Source organism: Pseudoalteromonas sp. S2755 (assembly GCF_005886535.1).
GTDB lineage: Bacteria > Pseudomonadota > Gammaproteobacteria > Enterobacterales > Alteromonadaceae > Pseudoalteromonas.
Genome location: NZ_PNDS01000134.1, coordinates 1 through 17769 on the forward strand (window position 1 = coordinate 1; position 17769 = coordinate 17769).

Here is a 17769-nt window from a genome sequence, read left to right on the forward strand (position 1 = left end):
TTACCGCTTGGCGATACTCCAACGAAAACTCAAATCTAACTTAAATTGTTGAACCCAGGATTTGAATCTGAGGGTGGATGAGTGAGGGATCAAAACCTCTCTCTTCTCTGCCTTACCGCTTCCACTTCGTGTCTAGGCGATACTCCAACGAAATAAAATCTTTTTGAGTTCTGATTTAAAAGAACATGGTGCGGAAAGAGAGACTTGAACTCTCACATCCGAAGATACTGGAACCTAAATCCAGCGCGTCTACCAATTCCGCCACTTCCGCACATATTTTTGCATTAGTTATTGGAACCTAAATCCAGCGTCTATATCTAGACAACTGCTAATCCCGAAACTTTCGCACATATTTTTGCTAGCTAGATGAGTTTTGGTAGTAGTTAAAATATGGTGGCTATGCCCTGATTTGAACAGGGGACCCCATCATTATGAGTGATGTGCTCTAACCAGCTGAGCTACATAGCCATCTATTTAACTTCTCATCATCGCTGATGCGGGGCGTATTATGCGTATATGCCCCCAAGCCGTCAACACCTTTTTTGCAAAAAATCTGCTAACACAGTTTGTTTGCAGATAAATTAAGCGAAACGGCTTGTTTTTATATCAAATCAGGCGGGGCAATTGCAAATGTTTAACAATGCCTGTGAATTTTTATTCCTTTGGACTCTATAACTTACTTTGAAGAAAAGGTGTTATTTGATTAAAAAGCAGAGTTGATAAAACTAAAAAGGAGCCGAAGCTCCTTTTATTGAGATAGCGTGTAGTAACTACGGTTACACGTTAAATAAGAAGTTCATTACATCGCCATCTTTTACGATGTATTCTTTACCTTCTTGACGCATTTTACCTGCATCTTTCGCACCAGATTCACCACGGAACGCGATATAATCATCAAAGCCAATAGTCTGCGCTCGAATAAAACCACGCTCAAAGTCTGTGTGGATTTTACCAGCAGCTTGAGGTGCTGTCGCGCCAACAGGGATAGTCCATGCTCGTACTTCTTTTACGCCAGCTGTAAAGTAAGTTTGCAGTTTCAACAACTCATAACCACCACGTATTACGCGGTTCAGGCCCGGCTCTTCTAAGCCTAAGTCATCCATAAACTCTTTCTTATCTTCGTCTTCAAGTTCAGAAAGTTCAGCCTCAATTGCTGCACATACTGGGATCACAACCGCATCTTCTGCAGCCGCAATTTCACGCACTTTGTCTAGAAATGGGTTATTTTCAAAGCCATCTTCGTTAACGTTGGCGATGTACATAGTTGGCTTGATCGTTAAAAAGTTTAGGTAGCTTATTGCTGCTGCTTCTTCTTTATTTAGCTCAAGTGAGCGAAGCGTTAAGCCTTCGTCCAAGTGCGCTTTTACTTTTTCAAGTACAACCAGTTCAAATTTCGCGTCTTTATCGCCGCCTTTCGCTTTCTTTGCGTTACGTAAAACTGCGCGATCTGCAGTATCCATGTCTGCAAGTACCAGCTCAGTGTTAATAACATCAATGTCTTCAGCAGGATCGATTTGGCCCGCTACGTGAACGATATTTTCATTTTCAAAACAGCGAACTACATGACCGATAGCATCCGTTTCACGGATGTTTGCCAAAAACTGGTTACCTAAACCTTCACCTTTTGATGCGCCTTTTACCAAACCGGCAATATCTACAAACTCCATTGAAGTTGGGATAGTGCGCTGAGGTTTTACAATTTCAGCTAGCTGGTCAAGACGAGCATCTGGTACTGGTACTACACCGGTATTCGGTTCGATAGTACAAAAAGGAAAGTTCGCGGCCTCAATGCCCGCTTTAGTCAACGCATTAAATAAAGTAGATTTACCTACGTTAGGTAAACCAACAATGCCACATTTAAAACCCATAGTGTTTATTCCTAAATTTCTACCGTATTATCTCAAGCCCGCATCATGGCGAACGAGAAGCTTAGGTATTACTCAATCAATCGCAGCAGTGAACTGTTACGGTTTAAATGAATGTAGTCGATTTTGCGCTTTTAACACACCGTCTTTTGCGAGTATTTCCATACATCGAACAGCTTCATCCACAGCGGCATCAATTTTTTCTTGTTCAGCTTGTGGTGCTTTGCCTAGAACCCACCCTGTGACTTTGTCTCTGTGTCCTGGGTGACCAATACCAACGCGCAATCGCATAAATTCTTTGTTGTTTGCCATTTTAGCGATAATGTCTTTTAAGCCATTGTGCCCGCCGTGACCACCGCCTTTTTTGAGTTTGGCGATACCGGGTTCTAAATCCATTTCATCGTGAGCAACAAGAATACTCTCGACGGGGATCTTATAAAAATTAGCGAGACTCGCAACCGCTTTACCACTTAAGTTCATATAAGTAGTAGGGATCAGCAACTTAAACTCTTGGTTATTGATGAGCACTTTGCCTGTGAGGCCGTGATGCTTAGTGTCTGGTTTTAGGAGGCAGTTGTATCTTCTGGCTAGTTCTTCGATAAACCAAGCGCCAGCGTTATGACGGGTGTTTGCGTATTCGGGGCCTGGATTAGCCAGGCCCACAAGCATTTGAATATTATTCAAGGTGTTAACACCTGAACAATTACTCAGCTGCGTCTTCAGCAGACTCTTCAGCAGGAGCTGCTTTAGGAGCGTTTACTGAAACAACTGCTTGGTCGTGATCTGCACCTTTAGCAAGTTCAACTGAAACAACACCAGCTGGAAGATTGATATCAGACAGGTGTAGAGTTTCGCCAACAGCTAGAGTCGCTACGTCAACTTCGATGAACTCAGGAAGTCTTGCTGGAAGACAAGTGATTTCAATTTCAGTTAGTTGGTGAACGATAGTGTTGCCACCTTTAGTTGCTTTCTCTTCGTTGATGAAGTGAACCGGAACTTTAGTGTGAAGCTTTTGAGAAGCATCAACGCGTTGGAAGTCTAAGTGAGTGATCTTAGGCTTGTACGGGTGACGTTGCATATCTTTAAGAATTGCTTCAACAGACTCACCGCCAATGTTTAGCGTTAGGATGTGAGTGTAGAAACCTTCGTCTTCTTGCGCTTTCAATACTTTGTTGTGATCTAAAGTTAGTGAAACTGCATCTTTACCAGCACCGTATAGGATTGCAGGAACTTTGTCAGCGCGACGTAGGCGGCGGCTCGCACCAGTACCTAGGTCAGAACGTACTTCAGCGTCTAATTTATATACAGACATGGATGTCTCCAAAATAATTTAAGTTAATGTGTCAGAGAGCTCGCGACCAAGCTCCCTGCCTAAAAAAGGCGCGCCAATATACCACTAACGCACTTGCAATGAAACCTATAAAACAAAAAAAGCACCAGAGGTGCTTTTTGGCTAATCAGTTTTGCTGCCGATTAGTGTTGAAACATCGCAGAGATTGACTCTTCGTTACTGATACGGCGGATTGTTTCAGCCATCATATCTGCAAGTGTTAATACTTTGATGTTATCAAGCGCTTTCAATTCATCAGAAAGTGGAATTGAGTCAGTCACGATAACTTCATCGATAACTGAGTTGCGTAGGTTTTCCGCAGCATTGCCCGAAAGTACTGGGTGGGTTGCGTAAGCGAATACACGTTTTGCACCGTGCTCTTTAAGTGCCGCTGCTGCTTTACATAAAGTACCGCCTGTATCTATCATGTCATCGACAATGATACAGTCACGACCAGCAACATCACCAATGATGTGCATAACTTGAGAAACGTTAGCCTGTGGACGACGCTTATCAATGATCGCTAGGTCTTTATCATCTAACAGTTTTGCAATCGCACGAGCACGAACCACACCACCGATATCAGGTGAAACTACTACTACATCTTCGAACTTACGCTCTTTCATGTCTTCGATTAGCACTGGGCTACCGAATACATTGTCAACAGGTACGTCGAAGAAGCCTTGGATTTGTTCTGCGTGTAGGTCAACGGTAAGAACACGGTCAACACCTACGCTTGAAAGGAAGTCTGCAACAACTTTAGCAGTAATTGGAACACGAGCAGAGCGCACGCGGCGGTCTTGACGTGCGTAACCGAAATAAGGAATAACGGCGGTGATACGACCAGCAGATGCACGACGTAGCGCATCAACCATGACGATTAACTCCATTAAATTATCATTTGTAGGAGCACATGTTGATTGGATGATGAATACATCTGAACCACGAACGTTTTCGTTGATTTGAACGCTAATTTCACCGTCGCTAAAACGGCCAACAACGGCATCACCTAACTCAATAAACAAACGTTTTGCAACTTTTTGAGCTAGCTCAGGTGTTGCGTTACCAGCGAAGAGCTTCATGTCGGGCACGGTAGGGTTCCTCAGGCACTGAATTTTTTGGACTAACATGCAATGACCATGAAATAAAAAAGTCAAAACAAGCTAACTTAAACAATTTACTTCTAGTTTTGCCAAGCGCGCAATTGTCGATGACAAATTGACTCACTTGTATTTTGGGCAATAAAGCCCTGCCAAGATGAAGGTAGGATTTCGAGCACACGCAGCGCTGCCTCACGATTTTCAAACTCCGCGAAACAACAAGCTCCAGTACCAGTCATTTTGGTTGGTGCATATTTTAGCAACCACGCGAGGGTCTTTTCAACCTCGGGGTAAAGCTTTTTGACAAGAGTTTGACAGTCGTTGTCCGTATCCGAGAGTTTCCAGCCGCTTTTTAGCTTAGGCGTATTGCGCGGTAAGTCTGGGTGAGTAAAGACTAACGCGGTGCTGACATGAACGGGTGGGGCAACCACCAAATACCATTTTTGAGCGATGTCAATTGGCTCAAGTTGCTCACCAACGCCGTGGGCTACGGCTGTTTTACCTTCAACAAAAACAGGCACATCGGCGCCTAGTTGGAGACCGAGTTTTGCAAGTTCTGGGATAGTAAGCTGACATTGCCACAGTGTATTGAGTGCCAATAAAGTCGTGGCTGCGTCGGATGAACCACCACCAACACCTCCACCCATGGGAAGCTGTTTATTTAAGTGAATGTCGACACCAGCAGCAATTTTTTTATAGGGCTCAAGAATTTTGGCGGCTTTATAAATGAGGTTATCTTCGAGTGGAATACCTGCGGTGTCACCACAAATGACGATTTCTTGCTGGTTACTGGTTAGCGTAAATGCTAATTCATCGCCAAAATCTAAGAAAGTAAATAAAGTTTCTAGTTCATGGTAGCCGTCTTCTCGACGGCCATTGATATGCAAAAAAAGATTTAATTTTGCCGGAGCGCTTAGCGTCAATGTCTTCATTTAAACTGCCATGAAGTGATTAATACTTTGACCTCAATATTGGTCGATGAGAGTTTCATGCGGCTAGGTAGCCACATTCCATCTTGCATTTTATATTGTTGATAGGTGATTTGCCACACTCTGCCAGATGGGCTTTGCCACTGTGTATTGGTTATTCTGCCAAGGTCATCAAGTTCGCTGGCTGGTGCTTCAACTAAACCTGTTAGCCATTGAGGGGCTTGATTGACTGGAAGAGAGAGACCACTTAACCGCTTAACTAAGTCGCTACTGTCCATGCCTTTATGGACATTATCTTCAAAGGTCAGCTCTGAGTGCGTGTCTAACTCTTCTAGTTCGAATATGCGGGTGCCAACAAAGCTGGTTAAAATCAGATTTTGTTTCTCTTCTTTTAAGTACCAATTAAAGTTAGCTGATTGACGATTGTCTGGGGCAATAAATGCAAGTTTACCTCTCGCTTGCCAATTTTTTTGTTGCTTTAGCCTAGATTGCCAGTCTTGTGCTACGTTTTGCTGAGGTAATTGTTGCGCACAACCGGTTAAAATTAATAAAAATATGAGTAAAATCAAATGAAGTTGTCTCAAAGGCCTTTCCTTACTTTCCATATTCGATTGATTTTTGGTAAAATTGCCGGCTTTAAAGCAGGGCTCGAGCAATACTGGCATCTATGACCATCATCGCACTTGGTATCAATCACAAAACCGCGTCTGTAGAATTACGTGAAAAAGTGGCGTTTTCTCCAGAACAGCTTACAGAAGCATTGCACCAACTCCAACATTCTTCGCAGTTTAAAGAATCTGTGATTGTGTCGACCTGCAATCGAACCGAGATCTATTGTAGCCTTGAGTCTGCTGATCCCCAAGCACTACTCAGTTGGTTGTCAGATTTTCATAACATAGAGCAACGAGACTTAACAGAAAATGTCTATGTGCATATGAATCAGGATGCAGTGAACCATTTAATGCGAGTTGCCTGCGGTCTTGATTCATTGGTTTTAGGTGAGCCACAAATTCTTGGCCAAATTAAACAAGCTTTTAGTACAGCCAAACAGCACCATGCAATTCAGCCAACATTTGAGCGCTTATTTCAAAAGACTTTTTCGGTGGCGAAGCAAGTGCGTACCGAAACAGATATTGGTGCAAGTGCTGTCTCAGTGGCGTATGCCGCTGTTAATTTGGCAAAGCATATTTACGGTCAATTAGATAAAACTCAGGTTTTATTAATCGGTGCCGGTGAAACGATAGAGTTAGTTGCTAAACACTTATCGCAGCATAACCCAAAGTCAATCACAGTCGCGAACCGCACAATAGAGCGTGCACAAAACCTGGCAACAGAAGTTGGCGGCAGTGTTATTTCGCTGGCACAGTTGCCAGATGCGCTGCCAAGTGCAGACATTGTTATCAGTTCTACTGCGAGCACCTTGCCAATAATAGGTAAGGGAGTAGTCGAACAAGCGCTGAAAAAGCGTCGTCATAAGCCAATGTTATTTATCGATATTGCGGTGCCTCGTGATATCGAAAGCCAAGTGTCAGAGTTGGATGCCGCTTATCTTTATTCAGTCGATGACCTACAGGCGATAGTCAATGAAAACTTGGCCAGCCGTGAACAAGCGGCCATCGAAGCGCAGCAGATCATCGATACACGCACGCAAGAGTTTTCTGAGTGGCAACGTTCGCTGCATTCAGTGGATGTCATTAGGCAGTATCGACAAAGTGCACAAGAAATTAAAAATGAGCTCGTGGATAAAGCACTAAATCAGCTACAATCGGGCAAAGAAGCAGATAAAATTATTATTGAATTAGCAAATAAGCTGAGTAATCGACTAACACACGCTCCAACACGCGCCATTCAAGAGGCTGCGAAAGAAGGCGATATAGATAAGTTAGCGCAACTCAAGCAAACATTAGGTATTGAGCAGGAATAACGTGTAAATGAAAGAGTCTGTATATCGTAAGTTAGAAACCTTAGTAGAGCGCTATGAAGAAGTTCAAGCGATGCTAAGCTCACCTGAGGTGATTAGCGATCAGAACCGCTTTCGCGCCTTGTCAAAAGAGTTTTCAGAATTAGAAGACGTAGTTAAAGCGTTTACAGCCTACCAGCAGGCTCAGGAAGACGTTGCAACTGCTGAAGAAATGCTAAAAGACTCGGACCCTGACATGCGTGAAATGGCACAGGAAGAGTATAAAGAAGCAAAAGCTGCCATTGCTGCGCTTGAAGATGACCTTCAAGTATTGATGCTACCAAAAGATCCAAAAGATGATAACAATGTATTCTTGGAAGTGCGCGCGGGAACGGGCGGTGATGAGGCGGCGATTTTTGCTGGTGATTTATTCCGTATGTATAGCCGTTACGCAGAAACGCAAAAGTGGCGCGTTGAAATCGTGAGCGCTAACGAAGGCGAACACGGTGGCTACAAAGAGGTGGTCGCTAACATCAGCGGCGATGGAGTTTATGGCAAACTAAAGTTTGAATCCGGCGCTCATCGTGTGCAACGAGTTCCTGAAACCGAATCTCAAGGCCGTGTTCACACTTCTGCGTGTACGGTTGCTGTGATGGCAGAGATCCCAGAGGCAGAAGCAATCGAAATTAATCCATCTGACCTAAAAGTGGATACTTTCCGTGCTTCGGGCGCAGGTGGTCAGCACGTCAACAAAACTGATTCTGCTATTCGTATCACGCACTTGCCGACCGGCGTTGTGGTTGAGTGTCAGGACGAACGTTCACAACATAAAAATAGGGCGAAAGCACTGTCTGTACTCAGTGCGCGTTTACAGCAAGCTGAAGATGAAAAACGTGCGGCAGCAGAAGCTTCTGAACGTCGTAATCTAGTAGGTAGCGGTGACCGCTCTGAGCGTATTCGTACTTACAACTTCCCGCAGGGCCGTATTACCGATCACCGTATCAACTTGACGCTATATCGCCTTAATGAAGTGATCTCCGGTGAGCTGGGTGCTGTTATCGATCCGCTGGTTATTGAATATCAGGCTGATCTACTAGCAGCAATGAGCGAAAGCGATTAATGCCAACACTTAACATTGCCCAAGCTGTTGCTTGGGCAACCTCTGAGCTGTTACCACACTCCGAGTCAGCAAAGCTCGATAGCGAAGTGTTGTTACTCCATGTTATCGATAAAAACCGCACTTATCTCTTTACTTGGCCCGAAGCTGAGCTTTCTACACTAGAGCAGCAGCGATTCGAAGAATGTATCGCACGCCGTGTTACGGGAGAGCCTGTCGCACACATCACAGGTCAAAGAGAATTCTGGAGCCTGCCTTTAAAAGTCAACAACAGCACGCTTATTCCAAGGCCTGATACTGAAACTCTGGTTGAGCATGTTTTAACTCTCAGCATGCCAAATGACGCTCAGGTGCTAGACTTAGGCACAGGTACTGGCGCGATTGCACTGGCGTTGGCGAGTGAATATCCGGCTTGGCAAATCACCGCAGTAGATGCTTCAGCAGACGCCGTGGCGCTTGCAAAGTCGAATCAATCTCAGTTGGGCTTTAGAAACGTGTCGATTTTGCAAAGTGATTGGTTTAGCGCAGTTGCAGAGCAACAGTTTGATTTGATTGTGAGTAATCCACCTTATATTGATGAAGCCGATCATCACTTATCACAAGGGGATGTGAGATTTGAACCGCTCAGTGCGCTGGTCGCAGATGACCATGGCTATGCGGATATTTTTCATATCATCAGGACGGCTAAGCTATATCTGAACTCGGGGGGATATTTGCTACTTGAACATGGCTTTGAGCAAGCAGATAAGATCCAACAGTTTTTTGCAGAAATGGCGTATATTAATATACTTACAATAAAAGATATGGCAGGGTGTGATAGAGTGACTTTGGCAATGTTACCCTAAAGTCATGAACTCACACGAAAGTTAGGCGCTTCAATAGGATCCGCAATATGGATGATTTTTTGTTTTCAGACGAACCCGCTGACATAGTTGAACCTGAAAAAGTAGGCACTTGGAAGGTTATTATTGTCGATGATGAGCCCGAAGTGCATGCAGTGACAAAGTTAGCACTGAGTGACTTTGAGTTTCAAAAAAAGCGTCTGGAATTTATTAGCGCTTATTCCGGTGAAGAAGCAAAGAGAATTGTCGATGCCAACCCCGATGCTGCGGTAGTGTTACTGGATGTGGTTATGGAAACCGACGATGCTGGTTTGCAGGTCGCAAAATACATTCGTGAAACCGCCAAAAACAACCATATCCGTATTATTTTAAGAACTGGTCAGCCAGGTCAAGCGCCTGAGCGCCAGGTTATCGTGAACTACGATATCAACGACTATAAGTCGAAAACAGAACTCACCGCGCAAAAACTCTTTACAGTGGTGATGTCGAGCTTGCGTTCATATCGTGACATTCTTGCCATCGATCAATCAAGACAAGGGCTTGAGAAAATCATTAAAGCCTCCCGTGATATTTTTGCGACTCACTCAATTGAGAGTTTTATTGAGGGCGTGTTACAGCAACTTACTTCGCTGATAGGCACGGTCGACCAAGCTATGTATGCAACATCACTTGCAGCGGGTAAAGAAGCAGGCCAAACGAACGATCAACTGGTTGTATTTGCAGGGCGTGGAGAGTTTGAAAGTAGCGAGGGTAAGCCAATTTCGGAAGTGCTCAGCAGCGATCAAATGGATGCTTGCTTAAAAGCATTACAAGATAAAGACATTGTGTATAAAGATAACTACTTATTCGCCTACTGCTCCAGTGACTATAACCACGCCTCAATGCTATTTGTGTCTGGTATTCCTGAGTTCTTAACCGAGACTCAGCGTCACTTAATTGATATTTTTGCCCAGAATATGCAATTGGCGTACGAAAATGTACAGCTACAAGCCGAGATTGAAGATACCCAGCAAGAACTGGTGATCCGTTTGAGTGAAGCACTTGAACTTCATTCAACCAATACTGGCAATCATGTGAAGCGGGTGGCATACCTTTGCTATACGCTTGCCAAAGAAATGGGTCTTTCTGATAAAGAAGCAGAGCTGGTGAAAATGGCGTCACCACTGCACGATGTGGGTAAAGTTGGTATTCCTGACGCGATTTTAAATAAGCCTAGCAAGCTGGATGACGAAGAGTGGAAAGTCATGCAAACTCATACAGACAAAGGCTTTGACTTATTAAAAGATTCTCGTCGTGAGATTGTCAGTGCGGGCGCGTTAATCGCTCGAGACCACCATGAAAAATGGGATGGTAGCGGTTATCCGAAAGGCAAAAAAGGCGATGAAATACACCTTTATGGTCGTATAGTGGCACTAGCCGATGTGTATGACGCCTTACGCCATAAACGTTGCTACAAAGAGGCATGGAGCCAGGAAGATGCGCAAAAAGAGATTACTGCGCAAAAGGGAAAACACTTTGACCCTAAACTCGTAGATGTATTCAACCGTTGTATTAATGAGTTAGAATTGATCCTACAACGTTTCCCTGATTAGAGAATGATATGGATTACATGGCGTTAAAACATACGCACTTATTATTTGTGGTATTGAGTATTGTACTATTTTACACTCGCGCGTTTTCGCGTTTGGGCTCTGGTAAGTTAGCAACAAACAAAGGTGTGTTTATTACCAGCCACAGTGTAGACACTTTATTGCTAGTTACGGCTGTTATTTTGGCGGTAACCGCGGGGCTGAATCCAGCACAACAACCTTGGCTACTACAAAAAATCGTTTTAGTGTTTGGTTATATTGCGCTGGGTTTTGTAATTGCAAAAGCAAGTGTTAAAAAGACCAAATACTTGGCGCTAGGCGCTGCAACATTGGTACTAATGGCCATCGCGCATCTCGCCGTAAGTAAACAAGGCTTCTTTGCTTAAGCATTTCAATTGGCGCTTGGCTTATCGCGGAGCGCTTCTATATCTCCATAATAAGTAAACACTTTTACTATTTCAGCGAACGATAGATTGGTATTACTAAATTTCCCCCCTTGGGAATATGACAAAAAGTGGTAAACTAGTCGTTCTAAATGAAAGCAATTCAAGAGAAATCGAATTTTATGAAGAATGATATCTGGTTAGATGAGAATGACTTATCTCTCGATGACAATTCAGATGCATTTTCCTATCCGCCATTGATCCGTTGTATCAAGGCTGAGCAAAGTTGGGATGCACAAGCTGATACCAATGAAACTTTGTGTCAGTTAGCAGAGCTTGAATTTGCCGTGGATGAAATTCGCCATAAGCATGTAAGCAAACATAAATGTTTGGATGAAATCTTGGACGCTTTTTATACCCTGTGGCTATTCAGTGGTAGCAGCCAAAAGGTACCAGAATACAAACTCAACAGTGTTTGCTACGCTCTTTCTATGCGCAGTGGTACTAATACTGCATTGGGTCTTATTTTAGTGCACCTGCTTGAACGAGCGAAGTTAGAGGCAAGCCTTGCTCTAAGTCAAGGGGAGATTATCGTGCATGTCGCATTTAGCGAAGAGGAGGGTTATGTCATTGAGCCAAGCTCAGGCCACCAGAGCTGGTACATAATCCCAGAAAATGAAAACAACCAAGACAAAGAACAAGAAAAAGACCAAGAGCCGATGGAGCTTATTTTTAATGAAGAGTCGTTGAAGCTTTATTTGTCTCAGCAAAAGTGGGCGTTTATTGCGGCAGAAAAGTTTGGTCACGCGTTAAGTTGTGTCGAGCAATTGATGGATATCTTAGGCGATGATCCTTATGAGCGTCGTGATAGAGGCTATTTACTCAACCAATTAAATTGTCCGAAGATGGCAAAAGACGACTTACAGTTTTTCGTTGATGAATGTCCGGACGACCCAACCATTGAAGTGATCCAGCATCAGATCAAAGAGTTGGCTGATCATAATAATATTTTGCATTAAACATAGTTATATAAAAAATAATAACAGCGAGGATTTATGGAGCAAAGCGCTGCGCTCGTTACCAATAACGCGGTAATTATGGGCCTATTGGCCGTTATTCTGGGATTTGTTTTTTACACATCGAGTCAAAAAAGCGGAGCTTGGGCAAAGTTTTACAAGTACGTGCCGGCGCTGTTGATGTGTTATTTCTTACCATCTCTGTTAAATACCTTTGGTATCGTTGATGGCAACAATAACGATGTTTACACGGTAGCAAAGTATTATCTGTTACCCGCTTGTTTGGTGCTATTGACACTAAGTATTGACCTAAAATCGATAGCGGCTTTGGGTAAAAAGGCAATTATCATGTTCCTAACGGGAACGGTGGGTGTGGTGATTGGTGGCCCAATTGCACTTTTACTTACTGCTACCTTTATGCCTGAGCTACTTGGTGTAACTGGCCCTGAAGCTGTATGGCGTGGTATGGCCGCGCTTGCAGGAAGCTGGATTGGTGGCGGTGCCAATATGGTGGCGATGAAAGAGATTTACGGCGCAGGTGGAGAAATTTTCACCATCATGGTAACGGTTGATATTGTTGTCGCAAACTTGTGGATGGCGTGCTTGCTCTATATGGCGGCGCGCAATAAAGAAATTGATGCGCGAACAGGGGCGGATACTTCTTCAATCAACCGCCTAATTGACAAAGTACAAGCATTTGAAGCCGAGCACGCAAGAAAACCCGAGCTCAAAGATTTGATGATCCTAGTTGGTTTTGCTTTTGGTGCTACGGGGCTTGCGCATTTTGCTGCGGACTTACTGGTGCCATTTTTTAGTAGTAACTACCCAGAGCTGAAGAAGTTCTCTCTTCACAGCAAACTGTTTTGGATCATTGTCCTCGTTACAACCATAGGTCTAGCACTTTCGTTTACCAAAGCACGTCAATATGAAGCGGTTGGCGCGTCAAAAATTGGCTCGAGCTTTTTATATATTTTAGTAGCAACCATTGGTCTACACATGGATATCACCAAAATTGTTGAGGCGCCTAAATACGTCGTTATTGGTGTTATTTGGATGGCCGTGCATGTTGGTTTGTTATTTATCGTTGCTAAATTAATTAAAGCACCTGTGTTTTATGTTGCCGTTGGCAGTAAAGCAAACATTGGTGGTGCGGCATCTGCGCCGGTGGTGGCCTCGGCGTTCCACCCGGCGCTTGCTCCGGTCGGTGTGTTACTGGCGGTACTTGGTTATGCCCTTGGTACTTATATGGCTTGGTTATGCGGACAATTGCTTCGTGTAATAGGCAGCTAAAGGATAAAAAATGAATACAGATATTATTAATGTTGCGGGACGAGAAGTTGCAAACGATAAGCCGTTCGTACTGTTCGGTGGAATGAATGTGCTTGAGTCTCGTGACTTAGCAATGCAAATCGCAGAGCATTACGTTGAGGTTACAAGTAAACTTGGGATCCCATACGTATTTAAAGCGTCATTTGATAAAGCCAATCGCTCGTCAATTAACTCTTACCGTGGCCCTGGCATGGAAGAAGGCTTAAAGATTTTTGAAGAAATCAAAAAGACCTTTAATGTACCGGTTATCACCGATGTACATGAACCATTCCAAGCAAAACCCGTTGCGGAAGTGGCTGATGTGATCCAGTTACCGGCGTTTCTTGCTCGTCAAACTGACTTAGTTGTCGCGATGGCAGAAACTGGTGCGGTGATCAACGTGAAAAAACCACAGTTTTTAGCGCCACATGAAATGCGTCATATCATTAAGAAGATCAATGAAGCGGGTAATGACAAAGTTATCCTCTGTGAACGCGGCAGTAGCTTTGGTTATAACAACCTGATCGTGGATATGCTGGGCATGGATGACATGAAGCGTATGGCCCCTGTTATTTTTGATGCGACACATGCACTACAGCGTCCGGGTGGTCGTAGCGACTCTGCCGATGGCCGCCGTGCTCAGGCTGCTGAACTTGCTCGTAGCGGTATGGCACTTGGGTTAGCTGGACTTTTTATTGAAGCGCATCCGAATCCAAATGAAGCTAAGTGTGATGGTCCTTGTGCATTGCCATTGGCTAAACTTGAAGGCTACCTACAACAGATGAAAGCGGTAGATGAGCTAGTTAAGAGTTTTGCGCCACTGGACACCAGCGCAGCTGATTTATAATCTATACCCAAGCGACCTCATAATTAGATGTTGTTTGGGGATTTTACTTGCCCGCGGTTAGCGGGTTTTTTATAGGCATGAATGAATGTCACGACGAGTTCCACCATTAAATGCATTAAAGGCCTTTGAGGCGGCGGCACGACACCTGAGCTTTACCAAAGCAGCAGAGGAGTTGTACGTCACTCAAGCTGCAGTTAGTCATCAAATTAAAATCTTAGAAGAACATCTAGGTTTAAAACTGTTTTTGCGAAAAAATCGCTCCTTGCTGTTAACTGAGGAAGGGCAGGGCTATTACCTCGATATTAAAGATATTTTTTCACAATTAATCGATGCGACTGAAAAGCTCCTAGCACGAGGCGCAAAAGGGTCGTTAACGGTGAGTTTGACGCCGAGCTTTGCAATTCAATGGTTGGTACCAAGGCTGAGTAACTTTAATGAGTTGCACCCTGAAATCGATGTACGGATCAAAGCCCAAGATCACGACGATAATTCGTTAACGGATGATGTTGATGTCGCGATTTACTACGGTCGTGGTAACTGGAATGGGGTGCAAACCCATAAGCTACATACCGAGTACTTTGTGCCATTATGTAGCCCATTTTTGTTAACTGGCCCCAAACCACTTAATCAGCCAAGCGATTTGGCCCAGCATACTTTACTCCATGACACCACGCGTCGCGCTTGGAAGGCATGGATGAAAACCGCAGGGGTCAGAAATGTGGCGGTAAATACCGGGCCTATCTTCAGTCACTCTTCTATGGTGTTACAGGCAGCGATTCACGGCCAAGGTGTGGCGCTGGGCAATAGCGTACTGGCAAGACCGGATATAGATGCAGGGCGACTGGTTATTCCATTTAGTCACCACCTCGAAAGTAAAAATGCCTATTACTTGGTATTTAGAGAGTCACAGTCGGAGCTGGGTAAAATAGTTTCATTCAAAGAATGGATGCTTGATATGGTAGAACACGAACAAGAGTTAAATAGTTTATGAGCGCAGTAAATATTGAATGGCACTATGCTGAAAACCCAGTTGCACAGTTTATTTTTGCCCATGGTGCAGGTGCAGGAAGCGATAGTGATTTTATGCAAGAAATGGCTAAGTTGCTTGTTTCTAAGGGCGTTCAAGTTGGGCTCTTTGATTTTGAATATATGCAGCAAGCCAAACAAGAGGGGAAAAAACGCCCACCAGAGCGTGCTCCTAAGCTACTCGCGTATTTTCAACAAGTACTGGCAGCAGTAGAGCCAAGCTTACCGCTCTTTATTGGTGGTAAATCAATGGGCGGGCGTATGGCATCTATGCTGGCCTGTGAAACCACTGTAAAGGTGGAAGGAGTACTTGCGTTTGGCTATCCATTCCATCCGCCAGGTAAGCCGGAAAAGCTCAGAGTGGATCATTTTCCTGAGTTGAAATGCCCGCTGCTCATTTTACAAGGCGAACGCGATACCTTTGGCAATCGCACAGAGGTTGATGCCATGTGCTTTCCCGAGCAAGTTATGGTGAAGTGGCTCAAAGACGGCGACCATTCACTCAAGCCACGTAAGGTGAGTGGTGTAAGCGAGTCAGAGAGCCGCGCGAATGCCGCCGCGATAGCGGCGAATTTTATTAAGGAGCGCTGTCATGGCTAAGCTCTACTTGATTATTGGCAGCGTGTTTTGTTTATTGTCTGTGGCACTCGGCGCGTTTGCCGCTCACGGTCTCAAGGGACGTTTGAGCGACTATGCTATTGGTATTTTTAATACAGCTGCACAGTACCAAATGACTCACGGCCTTGCCATTATTGCCACCGCGTTTTTAATCAAATGGGGCCTCAAGGTGCAAATTGCTGGTGGTTTCTTTATTGCTGGTGTACTGCTATTTAGTGGTAGTCTGTACTTACTAGCTTTAACGGGCATGAAATGGCTAGGGCCAATCACCCCAATCGGTGGTACCTGTTTTTTAATTGCTTGGATTTTATTGATAGTTCAAGCTGCTAAATCTTCCTTTTAATCTAGAGAATCTAATGTCGAGTATCGTTATCTATTGTCGCGGTGGTTTTGAAAGTGACGCCGCAGCCGAAATTAATCATTATGCTGCAAAGCATGGAATTGCTGGCTACGTAAAAGCTAAGCCGAATACTGCTTTTGTAACATTTGAGTGTTTTTCGCCAAATGATGCTGAGACCTTAGCGAAGAAAATCGACTTTAAGAAACTGGTGTTTGCAAGGCAGTGGTTTGTTGGCTCTTTACATACCCATATGCCGATTGAAGACAGAGTGAGCGTGATAAAAGCGGCTGTGGAAGGTTTTCCTTTGTGTGGTGAGCTGCGCGTTGAAACGCCAGATACTAATGAAGGAAAAGAACTTTCTAAATTCTGTAAAAAGTTTTCAACGCCTTTGTCTAAGGCGCTCGAGAAGCAAAACAAGCTGACTCGTGAGGTAAAACCTGCCAAGCCTGTATTACACGTATTGTTCCTTGCCAATAACACCGCTTATGTTGGTTATTCGTTTAGTGATAACAATTCGCCATTTTTTATGGGGATCCCGCGTCTGAGAATGCCATCGGACGCACCAAGCCGCTCGACGCTAAAATTAGACGAGGCATTCCATGTCTTTGTGCCTAAAGACCAGCAAGGGACACGTGTACGTGCGGGGATGCGAGCCGTTGATTTAGGTGCTTGCCCAGGTGGTTGGACATACCAACTCGTACGCCGTGGCATGTTCGTAGCCTCAATCGATAATGGCCCGATGAATGATGACCTGATGGAAACGGGACAAGTGAAGCACTATCGTGAAGATGGATTCAAGTACCGCCCAGAAAAACGCAATATTGATTGGTTGGTGTGTGATATGGTCGAAAAGCCAACGCGTGTTGCTGATTTAATGGTGGACTGGGTGGTGAATGCGTTTGCTCGAGAGCTGATCTTTAACTTAAAGCTACCGATGAAAAAACGCTTCGACAGTGTGTATGAATGTCTTACGCTTATCCATGAAGAGCTGCAAAAGTACAATGTAGATTATGAGATCCAAGCAAAACACCTATATCATGACCGTGAGGAAGTCACGGTACATATTAACGTGCTTAAAGTACCGCAAAATTTGTATAGCTGATTTGTAGGAGCGATTTCACATGGCGATTTTTTCATAAAGCTCGCCGCATGAAGCGGCTCCCACACGGGGGGTAGCTTAGTTGTAGGAGCTATTTTACATCGCGAGCTTTTTTATTAAGCTCGCCGCGTAAAGCGGCTCCCACACCGATGTTACCTTGTTTGTAGGAGCGATTTCACATCGCGATCTTTTGCATCAAAATCGCCGCCTAAAGTGGCTCCCACACGGGGGTTAGCTTAGTTGTAGGAGCGATCTCACATCGCGATATTTTTCATCAAGCTTGCCGCGTAAAGCGGTTCTTAGACGGGAGTTAGCTTAGTTGTAGGAGCGATTTTACACCGCGATATTTTTCATCAAGCTCGCCGCATAAAGCGGCTCCCACACGGGTGTTTGCTGATTTGTTGATGCATCTCACAACGCGATCTTGTGCCTCAAGCTTGCGCCGTAAATTTTCTCTGTC

The 17769-nt window shown here is 44.3% G+C and carries 18 protein-coding genes and 2 tRNA genes; 12 read left to right on the forward strand and 8 right to left on the reverse strand.

The annotated features are described in order from the left end of the window. Nucleotides 1-186: 186 nt before the first annotated feature. The 8 genes from CWC03_RS19120 to lolB all read right to left on the reverse strand — a co-directional run bounded on the left by CWC03_RS19120 (nt 187) and on the right by lolB (nt 5808). Nucleotides 187-271: transfer RNA gene (locus CWC03_RS19120), tRNA-Leu, on the reverse strand. A 120-nt stretch (nt 272-391) separates the two neighbouring features. Further along, nucleotides 392-468: transfer RNA gene (locus CWC03_RS19125), tRNA-Met, on the reverse strand. Nucleotides 469-776: 308 nt separating this feature from the next. Beyond that, nucleotides 777-1868 carry a redox-regulated ATPase YchF gene (ychF, locus tag CWC03_RS19130; RefSeq protein WP_138583238.1) on the reverse strand — a complete coding sequence of 364 codons (1092 nt, stop codon included), beginning with the start codon at nt 1866-1868 and terminating at the stop codon, nt 777-779. Between the two features lie 96 nt (nt 1869-1964). Then, the gene (pth, locus tag CWC03_RS19135; protein WP_138583239.1) at nt 1965-2549 is read right to left on the reverse strand and encodes an aminoacyl-tRNA hydrolase; all 585 of its coding nucleotides are present in this window, start codon (nt 2547-2549) and stop codon (nt 1965-1967) included. A 19-nt stretch (nt 2550-2568) separates the two neighbouring features. Then, a complete protein-coding gene (locus CWC03_RS19140; protein WP_138583240.1) occupies nt 2569-3177 on the reverse strand; it encodes a 50S ribosomal protein L25/general stress protein Ctc in 609 nt (202 codons plus the stop codon). A 161-nt stretch (nt 3178-3338) separates the two neighbouring features. Further along, a complete protein-coding gene (locus CWC03_RS19145; protein WP_010370444.1) occupies nt 3339-4286 on the reverse strand; it encodes a ribose-phosphate pyrophosphokinase in 948 nt (315 codons plus the stop codon). A gap of 92 nt (nt 4287-4378) precedes the next feature. Continuing rightward, on the reverse strand, nt 4379-5227 hold the full coding sequence (gene ispE, locus CWC03_RS19150; RefSeq protein ID WP_138583241.1) for a 4-(cytidine 5'-diphospho)-2-C-methyl-D-erythritol kinase: 849 nt from the start codon (nt 5225-5227) through the stop codon (nt 4379-4381). Continuing rightward, on the reverse strand, nt 5224-5808 hold the full coding sequence (lolB, locus tag CWC03_RS19155) for a lipoprotein insertase outer membrane protein LolB (RefSeq protein ID WP_171040283.1): 585 nt from the start codon (nt 5806-5808) through the stop codon (nt 5224-5226). The genes ispE and lolB overlap by 4 nt, the downstream gene beginning before the upstream one ends. Nucleotides 5809-5891: 83 nt before the next feature. On the opposite strand from lolB, the gene hemA reads away from it, so the two are divergent. The 12 genes from hemA (at nt 5892) to rlmM (ending at nt 17312) form a co-directional block, all read left to right on the forward strand. Beyond that, on the forward strand, nt 5892-7148 hold the full coding sequence (hemA, locus tag CWC03_RS19160) for a glutamyl-tRNA reductase (protein ID WP_138583243.1): 1257 nt from the start codon (nt 5892-5894) through the stop codon (nt 7146-7148). 7 nt (nt 7149-7155) lie between these two features. Then, nucleotides 7156-8244, forward strand: coding sequence for a peptide chain release factor 1 (prfA, locus tag CWC03_RS19165; RefSeq protein ID WP_138583244.1), 1089 nt, complete (start codon nt 7156-7158; stop codon nt 8242-8244). Next, nucleotides 8244-9086, forward strand: a complete 843-nt coding sequence (gene prmC, locus CWC03_RS19170) for a peptide chain release factor N(5)-glutamine methyltransferase (RefSeq protein WP_138583245.1) — start codon at nt 8244-8246, stop codon at nt 9084-9086. The genes prfA and prmC overlap by 1 nt, the downstream gene beginning before the upstream one ends. A gap of 47 nt (nt 9087-9133) precedes the next feature. Beyond that, on the forward strand, nt 9134-10675 hold the full coding sequence (locus CWC03_RS19175) for a response regulator (RefSeq protein ID WP_138583246.1): 1542 nt from the start codon (nt 9134-9136) through the stop codon (nt 10673-10675). Between the two features lie 8 nt (nt 10676-10683). Then, nucleotides 10684-11058, forward strand: coding sequence for a SirB2 family protein (locus CWC03_RS19180; RefSeq protein WP_029215915.1), 375 nt, complete (start codon nt 10684-10686; stop codon nt 11056-11058). A 149-nt stretch (nt 11059-11207) separates the two neighbouring features. After that, nucleotides 11208-12074 (forward strand): tetratricopeptide repeat protein, encoded by an 867-nt coding sequence (locus CWC03_RS19185; protein ID WP_138583247.1) that lies wholly within the window; start codon nt 11208-11210, stop codon nt 12072-12074. A 36-nt stretch (nt 12075-12110) separates the two neighbouring features. Further along, nucleotides 12111-13361 (forward strand): DUF819 family protein, encoded by a 1251-nt coding sequence (locus CWC03_RS19190; protein ID WP_138583248.1) that lies wholly within the window; start codon nt 12111-12113, stop codon nt 13359-13361. A gap of 10 nt (nt 13362-13371) precedes the next feature. Next, nucleotides 13372-14226 (forward strand): 3-deoxy-8-phosphooctulonate synthase, encoded by an 855-nt coding sequence (gene kdsA / locus CWC03_RS19195; RefSeq protein ID WP_010370475.1) that lies wholly within the window; start codon nt 13372-13374, stop codon nt 14224-14226. Between the two features lie 85 nt (nt 14227-14311). Beyond that, nucleotides 14312-15217 carry a transcriptional regulator GcvA gene (locus CWC03_RS19200; RefSeq protein WP_128725963.1) on the forward strand — a complete coding sequence of 302 codons (906 nt, stop codon included), beginning with the start codon at nt 14312-14314 and terminating at the stop codon, nt 15215-15217. Continuing rightward, nucleotides 15214-15852 carry an alpha/beta family hydrolase gene (locus CWC03_RS19205; RefSeq protein ID WP_128725962.1) on the forward strand — a complete coding sequence of 213 codons (639 nt, stop codon included), beginning with the start codon at nt 15214-15216 and terminating at the stop codon, nt 15850-15852. Before CWC03_RS19200 ends, CWC03_RS19205 begins: the two co-directional genes overlap by 4 nt. Continuing rightward, complete coding sequence (locus CWC03_RS19210; protein WP_128725961.1) at nt 15845-16213, forward strand: DUF423 domain-containing protein; 369 nt, start codon at nt 15845-15847, stop codon at nt 16211-16213. Before CWC03_RS19205 ends, CWC03_RS19210 begins: the two co-directional genes overlap by 8 nt. A 13-nt stretch (nt 16214-16226) precedes the next feature. Then, on the forward strand, nt 16227-17312 hold the full coding sequence (gene rlmM / locus CWC03_RS19215; protein WP_138583249.1) for a 23S rRNA (cytidine(2498)-2'-O)-methyltransferase RlmM: 1086 nt from the start codon (nt 16227-16229) through the stop codon (nt 17310-17312). Nucleotides 17313-17769 lie beyond the last annotated feature (457 nt).